The 19,694-nt window shown below is 46.7% G+C and carries 7 protein-coding genes; all 7 read right to left on the bottom strand.

Annotation, left to right across the window (positions count from 1 at the left end):
* Positions 1-85: 85 nt before the first annotated feature.
* The 7 genes from UNH61_RS03380 to UNH61_RS03350 all read right to left on the bottom strand — a co-directional run bounded on the left by UNH61_RS03380 (position 86) and on the right by UNH61_RS03350 (position 19,624).
* Positions 86-2,854, bottom strand: a complete 2,769-nt coding sequence (locus tag UNH61_RS03380; RefSeq protein WP_326990703.1) for a TonB-dependent receptor — start codon at positions 2,852-2,854, stop codon at positions 86-88.
* A 5-nt stretch (positions 2,855-2,859) separates the two neighbouring features.
* Complete coding sequence (locus UNH61_RS03375) at positions 2,860-3,609, bottom strand: hypothetical protein (RefSeq protein ID WP_326990702.1); 750 nt, start codon at positions 3,607-3,609, stop codon at positions 2,860-2,862.
* A 36-nt stretch (positions 3,610-3,645) separates the two neighbouring features.
* On the bottom strand, positions 3,646-4,593 hold the full coding sequence (locus UNH61_RS03370; RefSeq protein ID WP_326990701.1) for a TlpA disulfide reductase family protein: 948 nt from the start codon (positions 4,591-4,593) through the stop codon (positions 3,646-3,648).
* A 204-nt stretch (positions 4,594-4,797) separates the two neighbouring features.
* A complete protein-coding gene (locus UNH61_RS03365) occupies positions 4,798-7,281 on the bottom strand; it encodes a Calx-beta domain-containing protein (RefSeq protein WP_326990700.1) in 2,484 nt (827 codons plus the stop codon).
* A 42-nt stretch (positions 7,282-7,323) separates the two neighbouring features.
* Positions 7,324-9,378 (bottom strand): OmpA family protein, encoded by a 2,055-nt coding sequence (locus tag UNH61_RS03360; RefSeq protein WP_326990699.1) that lies wholly within the window; start codon positions 9,376-9,378, stop codon positions 7,324-7,326.
* 21 nt (positions 9,379-9,399) lie between these two features.
* Positions 9,400-10,314 (bottom strand): type IX secretion system membrane protein PorP/SprF, encoded by a 915-nt coding sequence (locus UNH61_RS03355; protein ID WP_326990698.1) that lies wholly within the window; start codon positions 10,312-10,314, stop codon positions 9,400-9,402.
* A gap of 31 nt (positions 10,315-10,345) precedes the next feature.
* The gene (locus UNH61_RS03350) at positions 10,346-19,624 is read right to left on the bottom strand and encodes a Calx-beta domain-containing protein (protein WP_326990697.1); all 9,279 of its coding nucleotides are present in this window, start codon (positions 19,622-19,624) and stop codon (positions 10,346-10,348) included.
* Between the last annotated feature and the right edge of the window lie 70 nt (positions 19,625-19,694).

Here is a 19,694-nt window from a genome sequence, read left to right as displayed (position 1 = left end):
TAAAAATCAACATATTGATATTTTATCACTTTATTATAAGACAATTAATTTGGAAATGCTGATCCAAAACGGAAATTTTTATCATTTACTGCACAAAGCTACCATCTCCCCTGCGCGTTCCCGTCGCCGATTTGCTACGCGTAAACCGCTGTGGGAACCACGACAGCTGACATAAAAAATACCGGCTTTTAGTGCCCGTCAAAGCGTTGGAATAGCCGGTGACAGTTTGGGTAATGATGTTGTTGTTATTCTGTTGAAATGCATCCATCACTACAAAGCTGATGATAGCATCCTTTTTCTTCAGGAAGCGCTTTTCAATGTTGGCATTGAGCACAAAAGGATGTTGACTGATCTGTAAGCTGCTGGCCCGGGTAATGTTTTGTCTTGCACTGAAGTTAACTTTAATATCTGCCGGCAAAAATACCCCTCCTTTTATCTGCGCATTAAATTCGTTATTATATAAAGGGCGACCCGGTTGCAGCGAGTTCCTGTTATCATTCGTGCTGTATGCCAGACCCGGTGCAATGTCCAGCCATTTTAAAGGCGTGAACGAAGCATACAGGGAATGATTCGCATTCCGTGCCACGGTGGTTTCCAGGTTGCCATCAGCAAAATAAAGCTGTTTGCCCCACGCTATCCTGCTGTCCAGCTTTAGGGTAACATTCATGTGGCGGAAATTTCTCGATAGCGAGTAATTGATATCTGTTTTATTTCCTCCACTTACATTCAGGTAGTGAGTTTCGGTACGTATTGTGTTGGTGGCCGTATCTACCCTGACTAACCTGTTTGCGGCAATGTCGTTATGTGTAGTACTATAACTAAAGCCGGCTATTGTTTGTATCCTGATTCCCGGAATTAAATAGCTGCCATCCAAACGCCACCTGTCTACCAGGCCATTCCCCAAATCTTTATTACCAATCACCACATCAAATGGAGTAAGATAGTAGGGTTTCATATTTAACTGCAATAGAGACGGCAGGTTGATATCCCTATTGTAGCTTGCATTGAAATTTTCAAACCCTTTGCCCATGTATTTAATCATCACCTCTGGTAAAAATACACTTGTGCGGGTAGACAGGTCCAGCTCCTTTAAATTTAAGCGGGTATGCTGCCAGTTGATCTCATAACTACCCTTTAGATCTACTGACCATCTTTCGTTATAATTGTAGGTCATTGTTAAACTGGCAGGCAGCTTGTAATTCATCAGCAAATTATCATTGCTAAGGTCATTCAAACGTATTGTTTGCCCAGACGTTACCTGATCCCTGTAATTAAGATCGGTATTTTTATTAAGCGCGGGAGTTGTTCTCAGTACAAATGAAAGCTTAGTTCGCCACGAATACCTCAGGGCCACATCTATGTTATGAAAAGAGCTGATAGTTTTCTGTTGCTGTAACAGATACAGGGAACTATCGGGTTTTGTAGCATCGGCGCCAAAAATATCAGTATTATCATGCCCCCGGCTTTTTGTGCTGCCGCTGTTGCTACTGAGGCTCAGGTTCAATTGTACTTTACGGTTGCCGAAAAATGTTGTCATCACACTCAGGTTAAATGAGGGGACATCTGAGCGCTGCCCGATTGATGCCCTTTGCACATTTTCCAATAAACCCGACTGACGGATTTCACTATAATTTTCACTCTCCCGATGCACTATGGCTGCACCGGCCAGGAGCCTCATTGAAAAATTATTCTTAATTAAGTCAGCATTCAGCGATGCAATGTGTTCTGAGCTGGTATTATCTGCTGTTCTCCTGGAATTTTTCTTCAAACTGCCTTCTTTAAAAAACTCTTCTGAAACATCTTCCATTTCGCTTAAACTATGCGTTCGCCTGAAAAGATAATTTACTCCAAAACTCAGCTTGCCAATCTTGTTGCCATAGAATGCCTCTGCCAGCGAACTTTTTGACATCCCTCCGGAACCGCCCCCGGAGCCTGCTCCCAGGCCTCGCACAGCCATATTACTAATTGTACCAATAGGTTCACTAAACATCACGCCCAGTGGCTCCTGATTACTGGCAACTGTAATACTTCTTTGGTTACTGCCATCAATTGTGCGGGCAGATGCAGACCCTTTGTAACGGTCCTGCGTTCCTCCTTCAGCATTTACCTGGTACATCCGGCCGGCCGATTTATCCGGTTTGGTAACAATATTCAGGGTTTGGGAAGATGGTTCGGATGCAGTTAATCTGGGTCCGGTTCCTGCTTCATTATCCTGTATAATCTGGATACGCTCCACAATATCTGCGGGTAATTCCTTAATGGCAGCTGCTACGTCTCCCCCAAAATATTTAGTGCCGTTAAAAAGTGCTTTGTTAATTGGTTTTCCTTTATAACTCAGCCTGCCATCAGCATCTGAGCTAAAACCCTCCATCCGCTTCAACATATCCTCCAGCCGGGCAAAATCCCTGACAATATAATCGCCTGCCCAGAACTCCGTGGTATCTCCTCTTTCCTGCGGCCCCCGGACAGTTTTTACTTCTACGCCTTTCAGCTGTACCAGGCCCGATTTCATCACCACCGGCGGCAATACCAGTATAGACTTGGTGTCGTTCAGGAAATATTTTTTATAGTAAGGCCGGTAACTCATGACCTGCACCTCGATAATAAAGTTTTCACTATGCACTACCGGGAAATTAAATACTCCATATTCAGATGTAACCACCTGCAGCGTATCCTTTGGAGAAACCAACCGCACAGCGGCGGAGGGAATGCTTTTCCCCAGGCTGTCCCTGACTACTCCGTTTACCCGTCTTGCCGGCAAGGCTTTGGATACAGGCTTTGCTGGTATCTGCGCCAGAAGCCTGGCGCCAGTTGCTAACAGCAGGAATATGGCAAGTGATAAAATCTTATGCAAGTGATTTATTTTAGGAGATAGGTAATGGATAATTTTGAACCGATGGAGAGCGCATGAACATCATCCTCCGTACCACCCGACATGTCAAAGCCTCCCAGATATCCTACAGCATTCAGGGCGTCTACGAGGTCTTTCTCGCCCGATATATTGATCCTGATATAACAGGTTCCTGTTGTAACCGGTAACAATTTCATAGGAATAGCCAACTCGCAATCAGCACCGTCAATGTTGATGATACCAGGTGTACCATCTACTCCAACAGGCGCCCCGCCAGTGTTATCGTCCGCCAGTCTCCTGCCCGGCAGTTTCTTCCTCCAGAATTTACCGGCAGCCTGGATTCCATAATCGTTATAGACAGTAACGGTATCGACTACACGACTTCCTGCTTTCTTCACTTCCAGGAAGTTCCACATTTCGTCTTTATTTAAACTGAAATGGCCGGGATAGAAAATCTTCATTCCATCTTTATCCTCCTTTCCTGCACTGATCTCAAAGGAGATACGCCCTGAAAGCATTATATTCCATGCATGTTTGGGCCGTTTTAAAGCGATGTATAAAAAATCATGATCATTATACACATCGTAACAGAGCAGCGCAGCTTTATCGTAGTAACGCAACGAATCTCCCCACTCGGACAGATTACCGTCAACGATTACATTTTCAGGTCCCGGTTTCTGCGCTGAAAGAATAAGCGGGAAGCTGCACAATAAAACACAAAGACCTCTATACAGCAATGTGTCAAATATCATTCTCATGATGTTCAGTCAGGTGTTAAAAGGTTATCCGCGTTTTTATTTTTCCAATATTGATTTAACCATCTGATCAATTTCAGCATTCAGTATCGCGACGCTGCGTATCAATATTTTACCATCCCTGTCAAGAAGGATTTTTGTCGGGTATCTGCTGATATGGTAGGCCTTTACAATATCCATTGCCCCTGTACCTTCGTCGTTCAATACATGTACCCAGTTCACATCGTCTTTTTTAATGGCTGCCAGCCAGGCGGCTTTACTTTTGTCTAACGGCGTCTTCTCCCCATGTACATTTTCATTTGCTATAGCAATAATTTCCAGCCCCTTGTCTTTATACTCCTCATAGACCTCTTTTAAATGAGGATGACTCTGCCGGCAGGCCCCACACCAGCTACCCCAGAAGTCCAGGATGACCAATTTACCTCTGTAATCACTCAGTTTGATAGTCTTACCATACTGGTTTTTCCGGGTAAAGTTGGGCGCCTGTATGCCTGTGAGAGCGAGTTTCTTCCATTCTGCAATCCTGTTGCGGATTTTCCCGGCAGCATGTGTCTGTTTAAGCCGTTCGGAAAGTTTTTCATAAGCCAGGGCATAACTGTCAGCCGTATACATATCACAGTTCTCCTCCAGCTCATACAGACTTAAATAGGAATCCGGATGTTCCCCGGTAAATTGCTTTTTAATTAATAACTTCTTTTTATAAAGAGCAGCAGGCTTTGTTGTAACTAAATTATAGAAGGCAATACTATCCTTTATCCTATCCAATGCGCCTAATTCTTTCATCAAAGCCGCTTCTCCAATATCTTTTCTCAGTATGGCATTCAGAGCATTAAAGTCCTCCAATACATCGGCTTGCTTTATACTATCCTTTGAGAAGAAGGCCATTACGGCATCCATCTTCAGATCAAACATACCTTCCGTTTCCGGTTGCTGACAAATTCCCACTGCCGGAATCAGCAGCATCATCCAGAACATTATTCTTTTCATGTCAATAGCTATATATGATGGTGGTTGATCTATATAGGCAATAATCCCGTCAAAAAGGGTGAAGACAGCGCTGGAATATTTTGAGAAGGGGAATCTCAATAAGCGGTGATATATAAAACGTAAGAGGGCGTCTCAAAATAATTGAGACGCCCTCTTCAACAAATGTGCCCGAAGCGCGTATATCGGTTATTGATCCAGGCCAGATTATTTGGCGGTCAGCACAGTGCCTTCATCATTATCATCGTCATGAATAATGGCCACAGCCTTGTGCAGCTTCAATTCAGGAGAGATCTTCAACATCCCTGCATTAGCTGCAGCTGTTGCATCACGGAGTTTCACCACTACCAAAGCATCTGGTTCTTTAATACGATCGTTCACCAATGCCACCTGTATATCGGTTTCACTGAAAGCACAATCGCCGGTGATCTTCACCATATCACCATTCATGATCACGTAATCTTTACCATACGTTGCCGTACTGGAAGAATCTACGCCAAAGTAGATATTGATATCACTGCCGGTACAGTTGGTTTGTACCGATTGATCTGCTGCTTTTACAAGAATACATTTAAACATGCTTACCGGTGCTGTAGCGGATTCGTTTGCATCTGTCAGTTTTACCAGCGTAATGTAAGCCGGCTGATCTTGTATATACTGAGAGGATGATATAGAAGTAACATCTCCGTTGTATCCTACTACAGCTTCATTCTCCGCCTTGATTTCACTTAACACTAATACTACTGTTTCTGCCAGTTCGAAACGGTTATCATCTTTCACCTTTACATTCAGGCTGGCTGTAGTAGCGCCACTGTCGATAGCAAAAGGCGCTTTAATACTGTTCACAAAATCGGCTCCCGGCAATGCCGTACCATTACCGAACTTATAGGTCAAACGCACGGGTTTGGAGGTAGCATTAACAAGCGGCGTATTATCGCGCTTAAATAAGCCTGCTGAAAACACCACATCGGTATTAGGCTCCGCACCATTGCTGCCACCTACAAATTTCACAATCGCCGGCTGATCCAGGATGGTCACTTCCCCTTTAGATTTTGTAAGATGCAGATCGGAAGCATCCAGGATCTCTACATGAAACGTTTCTTTTCCTTCCAGCAGATTGTCGCTTTTAATTGGGATCTGGATCGTCTTGGAAATAATAGCACCGGCAGCAAATTCAGATGGCACAAAAGAAATGGTTCCTTCTGTTACGTCAAAGTCTGCAGCCCCTGCTCCTCCTTTATGCGGAATAGTTTTGTAATGAACGTTAACGGGCGTACGAACACCATTACTTCTTAAAAAGCCTGATAATGTGATCGTAAGACTTGCATTCGATAATCCGTTCAGCGGCTCAGAAACAGCGATATCATTGATAGAAACCCCGTGGCTGATTTTGATGATGCGGTTACCATCCTCATCACCACCGCCTGCTGCAAGAATTTCTCCGGAAGGGCTCATCAGCAACGAAACCAGCGATGTTTTAGCATCGTATTTGCCCAGCTCTTTATCGAACATCATTTCTCCGTCCGGGCTCAGTTTAATCAGGCGGTAACCATCTTTTGCCACCACACAGATCTCATCATCTTCTGTCAGCAACAGGTGCTGGAATACCGATCCCACTGTTTTATTAATCACAGCTGTTCCATCCGGCTGTAACTTTACAATTTTACCGGTATTGCTGCCTACATTACCACCGGCCGCTACTACTTTTCCATTCTTACCCACTTCCAGTGAATACAATGCTGCATCTACCTCTTTGTTAAAAAGCTCGGTACCATCGGGGCGCAATTTCACAATACGGCCTTTGTCTTTTTCTTCTGCACAGGCAAAGATCTGTCCCAGATCATTTACCTTCATCGCATTGAATTTTCCATCAGCAGTGCTATACTCTTTATCGAACACCACCTGTCCTTCAGCATTTACTTTAGATATACGGCTCGCGTTACCCGTGCCATAAGCGCCACCGCCCATAGCCAGTACAGATCCGTCTTCCAGCAACAACATCTTCTCGAAAATGGCGCCCGGTTTGCCGAACGACAGCTCAAACTGTTTATCACCTTTTCCATTTACCTTCACCATATACGCTTTACCCTGTCCATCACCTACATCTCCTCCCACAGCTATAATATTCTCATCTTCATCAATCAGCACATTGGTAAATACATTATGCGCTCCGAATCCTTTATCAAATTCTATCTTTCCATCGGGTGTCATTTTAGTAATACGTGCCTGTGCAGGTTTACTACCATCTACACCCACCGTGATATAGTTACCATGACGGTCGGTGATGATACGGGTAAAGTAGCCTCCCTGGCCATTACCAATACTTTTGTCGAACACTACCTCACCAGATGCTGTTAACCTGGTAATACGTGCGTTACCGTAGGCAATAGTACCGCCTCCTACTGCCACCAGCTCATTCTTAGGCAGTAAGAGTAAGTCCTGGTACGCTACCAGTCCTCCTTTGTTCAGTTTTGCATTGTAAATAAGATTTCCCGTAGCAGATAACTTGGTAATGCAACCATTATCTGATCCTCCTCCGATAGCAACAATAGAGTTATTGTCCGCAATGGCCAGTTTCTTATACTGGTTCTTGGGGCCGCTGAAACTCTTGTTAAACACAACCGGCATTTCCTGTGCGAAGGCTTGCGCGCCTATCGTCAGTAAAAGCATGAATGAAGAAATTTTTTTCATTTGTGTTAGTTTGATATACGCTAAAAAATAACCGATAACAAATTATTGGATGCTGATCTCGCATCGCCTGTTCACGCCCTGCAGCCGGATAAAAATATCCCTGTCTGTTTGCAGATTATACTGTTTGGCTACCCAAACCGGGCGTGTAGAGCCGAAGTAATAGATCTGCACTTTACCAGGCTCCACTCCCCTGCTCAACAGGCATTCCCGTATGTAGGCAGCACGATTCTTCGACAGCGAAAGGTTATAGCGCTCCGTACCAATGATATCCGTATGCCCGTTCACTATAATGATCCTCCGCGGATAGGCCTTCCATATCCGGAATATCGAATCCAGCTTACGCCATTCCTGATCCTGCGGTACATAGGAATTCAGATCATAATAGATCACTCCGGGCACTCTCCATAATGATTCCAGTACCCTCACGGCGCTGTCTTTCTTTAGCGTGTAGCCCACCCCGTTATTTACCGATGCCAATGGGGATATAGTATTGGCATCCGGCAATAGCGCCGGTTGAGTTCCCTGCCAGGGGATCATCTCTGGTGAACTGTCTCTTATATCATTTGTATAATCAGTGGCTGCTCGTTCGTCTGTAACGTTAACGGCTATAGGATCGGGTTTTGCAACAGGATTTCCGGGTACCTTCTTTCCAGATGGCAGGTTATCATATTGTTTATCTCCTACTAAAGTCAGCTGTCGACGGCTATCCGTCTGATTCATGGTATAAGGCACAGTGTCGTCTTCTTTCACTGGCCTGCCGGGATAAGGCAGATCCAGTTGTTTCAAAGGATTTTTCTTCAGGTTCAGCACATAGATATGATCATTATCATGCACTCCTGAACGATCTGATGTAAAATACAGCAAAAGCTTGTTCTCGTCCAGCACAGGGTTCAGATCATCAAACTGCGTATTCACAGGATAGGGCAAATGTACGGTTCCTTCTTCTGGTTTTTTTATATTGATGACAAAAATATCCAGCCCTCCGAATCCACGCAGTCCATTGGAAGCAAAGAACAATTTGTCGCCAACAACAAAAGGATATAACTCATTCCCATTGGTATTTACCTGAGGACCCATATTTACCGGCGCTTTCCACCGCTTTGCCTCTTTATCCCAGTCGGCGTAATAGATGTCAGTTCCACCCATTCCCCCCGGCATATCGGACGCAAAGTACAACCGTTTCCCATTCGGTGCAACACAGGGATGCAGGAAAGAATAGTTTTCCGTGTTTTTCCCCAGCTTTACCGGTACCGGCTTGCTCCACGTATCATGATCCGCCTGATAAACAGCCGATAACAACTGTGTACCATTGTTATAATTGATGTAGGAATTCTTGTCGTTCCGGACGTTGCCAAACCTGTTAGAAGTATAGATCACTTTCTTTCCATCGTCATAAAATGAGGCCGGTCCCACCTGCAATACGCCTCTCAAGCTGTTGCTGAACGGCTCTATCCCATCTTCCGAAATCTGGTAAAGACGGGAGTTTGTATAGAATGATTGTTGCTCATTTTTCCTGATATCATTCGATAGAAACACTATATTATTCTTATACAATGCCAGTCCGTACTGATAACCGGGCAGGTTTAGCCGCAGGCTGTCTACCCTCACATTCACCATAGAATCGCGGTTAAAAAAGTGATAGTAATCTGCCAGCGACTCCTGCAGATTGCTGAAACGGGCATTATTCTTATAATTACTGGCATACACCGCGCTTACTTCCTGTGCTCTGGCTACTCTGCCTGTACGTTTAAGCAGGTCTATATAATTGGTAACGTCTGTTACCTGTATATCGGTTCCCGGTTTGTACAACAACTCGTCATAAAGACTGATTGTTTTTTCAAACTGTCTGGTTTCAAAATAAACCCTGGCCAGCTGTATCTTGGCCTTTCTGACGCTTTCTTCATTGCCACCATTGTTGATGACACTATTACATAGGGAGATGGCACCGCCATAGTCCTGTCGCTTGTAAAGCCGCTCCGCACGTCTTACTTTAGCCATACTACCTGCCTGCAAATGGTCTTTGGTAAAACTGCAGGAAACAAACAGGGGAACAATGTATAGGAAAAGTATGAGTGAAGAGGATCTGTATTTTCGCATACTATTCTTGTTTTTTCATTTTTAGAAATAACGGGGTGCCACCACTTTCCACTTCGACCAGGAGAACCGGTAATTGATCATCAGCTCGTGAGATACTGTTTGTGCCCCTTTGAGGTTTGATTGCATCGGCGTATCATACGAATAACCAATCTGCAGATTCTTGGTAACCTGCACCTGTATCAAACCTGTCATCGTCTTCTCCGATCGCCAGGAAGCCCCCAGCCACACTACATTCTTCAACAGAATATTGGCATTCAGATCATATTGAAATCCTGCCCCTTTTACCTGCCGTAACAATATGTTGGGTTTCATCTTCACATCGTCATTAAGACTGATCAGGTAGCCGGTTTGCAGGTAGTAGTGCGACTCTACCGCCACCTTATTGGCACTATTGCCCAAATCAAAACTTTTAAATGTGGGCGATGATAACCCTATAGAGAAATGATCCGTAAAAAGCATGAAGCCGAAACCTACATCCGTTTTCCAATAACTCTGGTTATGTGCAAATACAGGATCGGTGGTACCCAATGAGGCATTATCTTCCCGGTATTGCGACATACCTCCCTTTATTCCCAGCGCCAGGTATACTTTCTCATTCAGTTTCACACGCTGTGACACGTTAAAACTCACCGCTGTATGCGAATTCACTGTGATCTTTTCATTCATCAAAGAAAAACCCAAACTGGTGTTGGTTGCCTTCACAGGCGTGTAAAAGGATGCTGTAGCCGTTTTGGGAGCACCATCCACGCCCACCCATTGGTTACGGCCAACCGCAGTCAGGCTGGACGATTCGTCCATTGAGGGATAAGCAGGGTTGATCACCATACCATTGAACATATACTGCGAGTACAGCGGTTCCTGCTGCGCCATCGCCCGCAGACAAAAGCACCAGCACAAAACGGAGATCCCTAAAGCTTTCATAAGTCGCTCTTTCATAGGTATCAGCTTAAATAGGTTCGTATACACGTTAACGTTTGATGACAATAAAGCCGGTATAGCGTTCCTTCCTGCCATCGATCATAGCTTCAATACTATAGAAATAAGACCCATCCGGCACATCGTTACCCGCACTGCTGCCGGTATTGGCCTTACCACGGAAGGTATTCATCCTATTATTATAGTGTTGCAGCCTGAACACAGTGCCACCCCAGCGGTTAAATATGATCACCTCGTTATTCGGATACTTGTCAATATTCTCTACGTACATCTGATCATTACCCAACCCGTCGTTGTTCGGCGAAATAGCCGGATGCACCCTGAGCTTGCCACTGTTATTATCGATATAACGTTTATCGGTAGTGAATTTTTCAACAGAATCAGGCACTCCGTCACCATCTGAATCCAGATCCAGGAAGTTCGGTATACCATCGCCATCGGTATCATCATCAAACGGATCACCGTTTCCGTTGATATCTTCCTGCTGGTCGGTCAGCCCGTCACCGTCTGTATCACAACTATTGCACATCGGATCATCGTTCAGAATCACGCCGGTAGCCTTGTGCGGATCACCCATCACCGGCGGGTTCTGACCCGACGGCACTGTAGCATTGATCATATTCACTACAAAGAGCTCGTTCAGTTCGAACAGGTCGTCACCGATGATATTCACTGTCAGCTCTCCGGTCGTTTGCATAGGCGCTATCACTGTTTGCCTGATGGTAGTGTCAAAATCCACCCCTGGTGTGGCCTTATAATCCATGAACGGATAAATTCTGGGCTCTTTCGTTTCTTCGAAGTCGTAGTTCACAGTTATCCTGCGGGAGCTTGGCCTGTTCATCTGTATACTGAATTTCATCGGCGTGTTCTCTCCCTTATTACCTTCTTTTACCTTCACCCTATCGGCCGCAAACGTGAGCACCAGCGGATCATTGTCTGTGATATCCACCCTTGCTGTATCCGGCGTACCAGGCCTGTAAACAAGTGTACCGTTTCCTGCTGTATAAGGCAGCAGCGCCACTTTCAGGAATCCGTTATCGTCATTAATTTCATTATCCGTTACTGTGATGGTAAACGTATGTTCCTTCACCATAGCCGGCATATTCAGTGTAAGTATATTGCCACTCACGGTGCCTTCTCCTGCCGTGAAAGTCCGTGCTGCATCCTGTGTTAGCTGTATCCTGATGGGCGCATCATGTGCAGCCATAACATCTGACTTCAATGTAAACTGCACCGGTTTACCTTCTTCGGCAGTGGTAACGTTAGTGCTTATCTGTACTACCAGTGTGTCGTTATCATGTATCGTCAAACTGGCTGCAGCATTGGCAGCTAATGGCCAGGTAATACCAGTCATGCTGCTGGTAACAGTTTCCAGTTGTATTTTCACCTGCTCGTCTCCCTCTGCAATATTGTTGTCAATCGGGTCTACCTTTATATCAGCACTACTACTGCCCGCTGGTATCGTTACAATACCACTCAGCTTTTTATAGCGGCTATCAGCAACTGCGTTACCAGATACAGCATAGTAAATATTCACATCCTTTACAGCCGACATCTGCGTGTTTGCAAAGTGTACATGAAAATACCCCGGGGTAGCAGGTTCTGATGCATCGGCTGTTTTTTCTATTGCCATCGCCCGCCCCGGATCAGTAGCTTCATCATCGTGTACAGTCAATGTTACCGTATCCTTATCATTAACATCAAAAGCGATATTCCTGTTAAAGCGTTTCATCTGTGCCAGCATCAACGCCATCCTCACTGTTTCATCTCCTTCAATTACCTTGTTATCGATCACTGTTACCGGAACGGATGCACTGTTGGCGCCTGCAGGTATCACTGCAGATGTTGGTATCGGAGCAATATTTGTAGTTCCTGCAATGCTGCTTACATAGAAAACTACCTTAACATCTGCTGCTGCTGTGGCATTGCCCGGAAATTTGATGGTGTAGGCCCCATTCGTTGCCGGCTCTGCTGCATCTGCTGCTTTTATTAACAGCACACGCATGTCGCCTGTCTCCGGTATCAACACGGCGGCTGGCTGTACCAGTGTATATCCGGGAGTACCTAACGTTGCAGTAAACTGCAGTTGCTCATCTCCTTCCAGAATCTGATCGTCGGTAATCTTCAGCTGGTACGCCATACTATGGGTATTGGCAGCCAGCGTTGTCTGTAACGGCATACCGCTATAATCCGTCGCATCTGCTGTGGATGCTGCATTCAATGCTATATTGATCTGCACATCCTCCGATGAGGTGATCTGGCTGTTCACAAATCCTACTGTCACTTTACTGCTACTACCCTCGTGAATAACGGTAGAGTCTATACGTACTTCCAGTTTCAGGTTTTCAGGATTCAGGCGGGTGGCATCATCTATAGTAACAGACAGCTTGTCGCCCTTCATTCCCGGATAATCAGGTGTTGCCGTAATCCACAGCAGCTCTGGTTTTTCCAGTATGAAATCATTCTTTGCCATAAAGCTGAAATCAACGCCTGTAGCTCCAACCGGAATGGTGACATTTGCCGGCAGGTTATCGATATCAGTAGAATCTGCTATTGATCCCGCACCAATGCCAAGAGTTACCACTATCGGCTTCGACGATGTTACACCCGGCGCCAGGCTTACATGCATGGTATAGCTATTCCCTTCCAGCACATGCGTTGCGCCACCTGGCGCTGTCAGATGAATGAAGCCGGTGGCCGGGTCATCATGTGTTCTGTCTTTGATGATAATGGTAGTATCTTTTACTACCGACGCGGCGAATACCGGATCTGTAATATTTCCTTTAAACACCACTGTTTCATCATCTTCCAGTATCAGGTCTTTCAGCGCCAGCAGAACAAACGGATGCAGACCAATATTATCGTTCTTTTTGATTACAATGTCGTAGGGAGATGGCAACACGTTATGGTCCGATGCTATTGCTGTGCTCAATGTGGCATCCTTGCTGATATGCACTACTATATCCCTTCCCGCCTGCAGACCTTTCGGTAACTGCACGCTGAGCGATGTACCGGCCCCTCCTTCGTCGATCGCCGCTAATGTACTGTTAATGGCAACCGGACCAGGAAGCGGATATTGGGAAGGATCATCCAGGATGGTAACATCCAGCGGTGCAATACTGAAGGTGCTGATCCCATCAGTAGCAGACGGTGTGAGCACAAAGTTCTCCGGCCCTTCCGTGAGATTGTCGTGGTTGATTGTTAACACTGTAGCAGCATTTCCACCACTGGCAATTGTAACAGACGGCGCTAAAATATAATCCAGCGTAGCTTCTGCCGAGCCGCCTGTTTGCGGCAGCTGAACGGTGATGGGAACAGCGGTGGTCACGCCTGCGGGCAGACTAACCGTCAGCGGGCCGCTATCCCCTTCCGTCAATGGCGATTTGAACAGGCTGGTCGTTAATTTCAGATTAGCAGGATTTGTACGTGTCATATCCTGTATAGCGAGCGACAGGTTATTCACCGTATATCCGTTAACGGTAGCATTTACTTTAATGGTTTCATCTGTTTCCAGTACGAGGTCTGTTTTTGTTTGCAACAACTCAAACGTGCCGGAAGTTTGTCCGTGTGGCAGTACAAAAGATGTTGCCGAGAGCGTATAATCGTCGGGGTTAGTAGCTGTAGTGCCCGCCGGATCTACTACAAATTTGATGGTCACATCTTTAGTGGAAGCAAAAGGTGTGCTTACAGTCACCATCACTTTGTTCCCCTCTGGTATCAGCGTGGCATCAGGAGTTAGTGTTATCTTCCTGGCCCCGGGCAATGTTTGCGTATTATCTTTGATATATACCACACCATTGCTGGCCGGCATGGCAGTATTTCCCTGGTTGCCTTTCACCACCAGTATGCCGTCGTCATCGAGCATGTTGTTAGTAGTGGCCGCTACCGGAGCTGTAGTACCGCTCGCTGCATTGTTCGGAATGGTAACGCTGACTGGCAACGCGGTATGCCGGCTGTTATCTACAGAAACTGCCACATCTTTGGTCAGGCTGATCACCCAATCTTTGCCGGCTTTCCAGCCATGAGGGAAAGTAGCCTTTATCATAGCTCCGGCTCCGCCTTCATAGAGCGTATCAGCCGAAAACGTTAATCCTACGGAATCGCCTGCCGGGAAAGGATACTGCGCATCCTTGATATTCAGATTAATGGCCGCGGGGGTAAAAGTATAAGCAGTTCCCAGTTCATCGCTTACAGCAGGATTGACCTGAATGGTTTCCACATCTTCCACCAGTATATCTGCCAGTACATTCAGCGTAGCAATACCTGATGCACCGGTAAAAGACGTGTCGGTCGGCAGGTAGTAATCAGCTCCACGTGTAGCCGTTCCCGTTGAGGGCAGCGATACTTTGATCGGGATCTCCGTAGTAACGCCAGTGGGCAAACTAAATTTGAGCTGCTGTGTACTATTCTCCGGCATTGGTGTTGACGGCGCAATGAATGTCAGCTTTGTATTCAGCGGATTCCGGCGGGTAGCATCATTGATCATCAATGTGGCATCGCTCACCTGGTATCCTGCTGCTGTGCCGGATATCACCAGCTGCTTATCTTTTTCTATGACATTGTCAGGAACAGCTGTCAGTGTGGTGCCTGCAGTGGTGAAGCTGCCTACTGTGTTGGCGGGGAATACTACGGGCGACTGCAACTGAACATCGCCGTCCACAGCTACTGAGCCCACCGGGTTACGCGACAGCGCAATTGAAATATTCTTTGCTGAGGAATATCCCGCAGGCAGGGAAATCGTAAATGCAGTACTGTTTCCTTCTGCCAGCGGTGTGGTCACCGGTGTCAGGGTCAGTTTCCTTTTCGTAGGATCTGTTCCGTCTGCCACATTTACAATTCCGCTGGTAGCCGGCATATTCGTATTACCGGCATTGGCGTTTATCTTTATATATCCTCCGTCATCAAATACATTATTAGTCTGGGTGGTAATATCCGTATAGGCATTTCCGTTGCCATTTGTTATCGTAATGGTGCCGGGTATTGCACTATGCCGGGCGTCCGCTATGGTCGACGACGCATCTTTTACCAGCGTAACAGGCCAGTCTTTACCCGCCAGCCAGCCATGCGGAAAGGTGGCGGTTACACGGGCGGTAGCTCCTTCTGTTACCGGATCAGGAGTGCTTGTCAGTAATACAGAATCGCCTGCCGGGAAAGGATACTGCGCATCCTTGATATTCAGATTAATGGCCGCGGGGGTAAAAGTATAAGCAGTTCCCAGTTCATCGCTTACAGCAGGATTGACCTGAATGGTTTCCACATCTTCCACCAGTATATCCGCCAGTACATTCAGCGTAGCAATACCTGATGCACCGATAAAAGACGTGTCGGTCGGCAGGTAGTAATCAGCTCCACGTGTAGCCGTTCCCGTTGAGGGCAGCGATACTTTGATCGGGATCTCCGTAGTAACGCCAGCGGGCAAACTAAATTTGAGCTGCTGTGTACTATTCTCCGGCATTGGTGTTGACGGCGCAATGAATGTCAGTTTTGTATTCAGCGGATTCCGGCGGGTAGCATCATTGATCATCAATGTGGCATCGCTCACCTGGTATCCTGCTGCTGTGCCGGATATCACCAGCTGCTTATCTTTTTCTATGACATTGTCAGGAACAGCTGTCAGTGTGGTGCCTGCAGTGGTGAAGCTGCCTACTGTGTTGGCGGGGAATAATACGGGCGACTGCAACTGAACATCGCCGTCCACAGCTACTGAGCCCACCGGGTTACGCGACAGCGCAATTGAAATATTCTTTGCTGAGGAATATCCCGCAGGCAGGGAAATCGTAAATGCAGTACTGCTTCCTTCTGCCAGCGGTGTGGTCACCGGTGTCAGGGTCAGTTTCCTTTTCGTAGGATCTGTTCCGTCTGTCACATTTACAATCCCGCTGGTAGCTGGCATATTCGTATTACCGGCATTGGCGTTTATCTTTATATATCCTCCGTCATCAAATACATTATTAATCTGGGTGGTAATATCCGTATAGGCATTTCCGTTGCCATTTGTTATCGTAATGGTGCCGGGTATTGCACTATGCCGGGCGTCTGCTATGGTCGACGACGCATCTTTTACCAGCGTAACAGGCCAGTCTTTACCCGCCAGCCAGCCATGCGGAAAGGTGGCGGTTACACGGGCGGTAGCTCCTTCTGTTACAGGATCGGGAGTGCTTGTCAGTAATACAGAATCACCTGCCGGGAAAGGATATTGCGCATCCTTGATTGTCATATCCAGCGTTGCAGGTGTATACGTATAGGCGGTACCGTAATCATCGCTCACAGCAGGCTGGATATGGATTGCTTCCACATCTTCCACCAGTATATCCGCTAATACATTCAGTGTTGCTATACCTGATGCGCCGGTAAAAGACGTGTCGGTCGGCAGGTAGTAATCAGCTCCACGTGTAGCCGTCCCCGTTGAGGGCAGCGATACTTTGATCGGTATTTGAGTGGTAATACCCGCGGGTAAACTGAAGGTGATCTGCTGCGTACTGTTCTCTGGCATCGGCGTTGACGGCGCAGCGAACGTCAGCTTTGTATTCAGCGGATTGCGGCGGTTGGCATCATCAATGATAATGGCAGTATCTGTCACCTTGTATCCGGTAAGTGTACTAACAGTACCCGAAAGATTTAACCGCTCATCTTTCTCGATGATCTGATCTCCGACGGCGTAAATAATATTACCGGGAGTGGTAAAAGGCGATGTAGTGTTGGCTGGCAATACCACATCCTGACTGATATATCCGAAATCCGTGTCGCTGGCTTCCGTACCTGCCACCTTCTTCGATAACCTTACACTGATAGCTTTCGCGGAAGTGTATCCCGCCGGTAATGCTATACTAAACTGCGTACTGTCGCCCTCTTTCAGATGATAGGTAACCGGCGCCAGTGTCAGCACCTTCTTCGTAGGATCGGTATTATCATTGATCGTCAACTGCAGACTGTCTTTCACCAGTATGCCAGGATCGGGCGTACCGCCCACCAGTACCAGGTTTCTCGTATCATCAAATACCAGGTTAGCGGTAGTGTTTACATTGATAGTATCCGACAATACATGGTCCGGCTGAATCGTTACCGTTGTTACCGGAAAGCCATAAGTTGCCGGAAGCGCGGTAGAAGAAGCGCCAGGCACAAATTTCAGGTGAATAGGTATTTGAGTGGAAAGGCCGGCAGGTAACTCTGCCCATATCCCCGGAGCCGGCAATGTTCCCTCGCTGATTGAATTAGTGGAAAGATGAAGTATTATCGGCGCCGTCATCGGGAGGTCTGCATCAATAATATTGATAGTTGCCGGCGTATACGTATAGGCGGTACCGGTAACATGATCCGTTCCGGCCAGCGCCAGATCAATTGTTTCCGTTCCTTCAATACGATGATCTGTCTTAATATCCAGGGTCACCACGACGCTGCCGGCTCCCTGCGGAATCTGCGCGGTTCCCGGTAAAACATAATCCACCCCTTCGGTGGCGGTGGAGCTGGGTTGCTTCGTTATTGTTATATCAATGGGTAGCTCGGTAGTAACATTTTTAGGCAATGTGACAGTGACCGGCCCTGTATAAGGTTCTTTCAGCAAAGCCGGATCTTCCGTTTTAACCGATAGCCGGGTCAATGTAGGATCAAGATGAGTAGAGTCCGCGATCTTCAGCGAAAAAGAAGCGGTCTGCGGTTGACCAAGCACCACAGCATCTGCTTTGAAATTCACGAGCTTGTCCTTTTCGATGATGCTGTCCATTACACCACGCACAGGGATGCTCACCCCATTGGCGCCTATCTCTATCCAGGCCGACTGATCATAGGTAAAATCAGTAGGGCTCACCGCTTCTGTACCTGGTTGCAGGGAGAGCTGTACCTGCGTTCTTTCATTGATCAGTACACCGGGCGGTAATGCTACCCGGATCGAATCTATTTTTCCTTCCTTTACGCTAACCGGCCCTGTTACCGTAAGATTCCGTGGCTCATCATCAATGATGGTATATGTACAATTGGAGATGCTGCCAATAGTCACCATCTGATCGTCGGTCACCTGCTCCAGCGCAAAGCTCATATGTCGGTTATACTCCAGTGTATTATTCCCTATAACCTGCACTTTCTGAAGTGGGATAAGATCTCCCACCTGGTAGTTCTTTGGCGGAATCATATACCCTTCCTGGAAATTGTAATCCACGCCCTGTACCGCTACATGTTGCTCTCCGGGGGCAGCGGGTACCTGCTTGATCTTCACATACAACGGAGCCGTTACATTCGCCGCCTTCTCTACTTTGAGGTTGAATCCATATGCGCCATGTATGTTCCCAAGCGCGCCCTCCAGGCCTGAAGGATCCGTTCTTTCAAACGACAGAACGATTGGTTCACTGTTGGTGCTGACCGGATTCGTGGTCAGCGGCAACGAAGCGGGAGGCATTGTAGTATTACCATAGGCAATCCCCACCCTGCTCCCCACCGCGCGGTTCAGATAATCTTTCGATCCCAGTGAAATGTCGATAGCGGCCGCCTTCCGGCTTGGACTATATACCGCAGCCAGGCTGATGGTATTATAAAGATTATAACTATCCTGTGGATTCCCATCCCGCCGGTTAGGGGCAGAAGCCAGCGCATAGGAATTAAATTTATCATAGGCATGGTAGGTATGATAGTAAGTACCGGTGGTTACCCCTCCGGTGGTGGCATTGGCATCCCTGAGAAACCCCAGTATGGTGGCCTTCCCTGTAGCATCCTGCAACCTGTAATTATACTGCTGTTTGTTATTCTCAGGATTGGGGGTAATCGGATCGTCCTGTATAGTAGTGTATTCATCTACATATATATGCGGAACGTTACCATAGTTGGTGTTATAAACGGTATAGTCAAGCGTGTAATAATCATTGGGCACTACATAAGAGAGTGTCATGATCACCGTTGTAGGATAAGTGGAGGTAGATCCGTTCTCTGTTTCCGTGTTGATCACTTTGCCTATAAAACACACCTGGTAAGGATCTGCAGTGGTTCCCGTGCCCATCACCTGAGAGATGGCCGAATAAGTTACCAATTGCCTGGTGTCAACAGAAAAAACACGCGTAGGATCTTCTACCTTAAAGTCGATGTAAGTTTGTACTCCCGTTAAGTTTGGGCTGTAGTAGTCTTTCGCTGTTTCTGTTTTTCCATTCCGGAATACCTGTACAGAGGCATCTGCATTAACCTGTAATTTCAGCCCTGTATTCGGTGTAGTTCCTCCTCCGGCAGGATTAATGATACGGGGAAACTGTGCGTTTACTCCCATAGTGAAGAGGATGAGCCCCACAGCCAGACAGACGCCACGCAATAATCTGCGGACGGATACGGACATACCTTGCTCTCTTAATTTCATAGGATAGGAACGGAGTAACATATAAGCAGTAAATTTCTATTTATACATA

This window comes from Chitinophaga sp. 180180018-3, from assembly GCF_037893185.1.
In the GTDB taxonomy this organism is placed as follows: domain Bacteria; phylum Bacteroidota; class Bacteroidia; order Chitinophagales; family Chitinophagaceae; genus Chitinophaga.
Note: the sequence above shows the minus strand (reverse complement) of the source record. Positions and strands in the feature narration are given on the sequence as shown.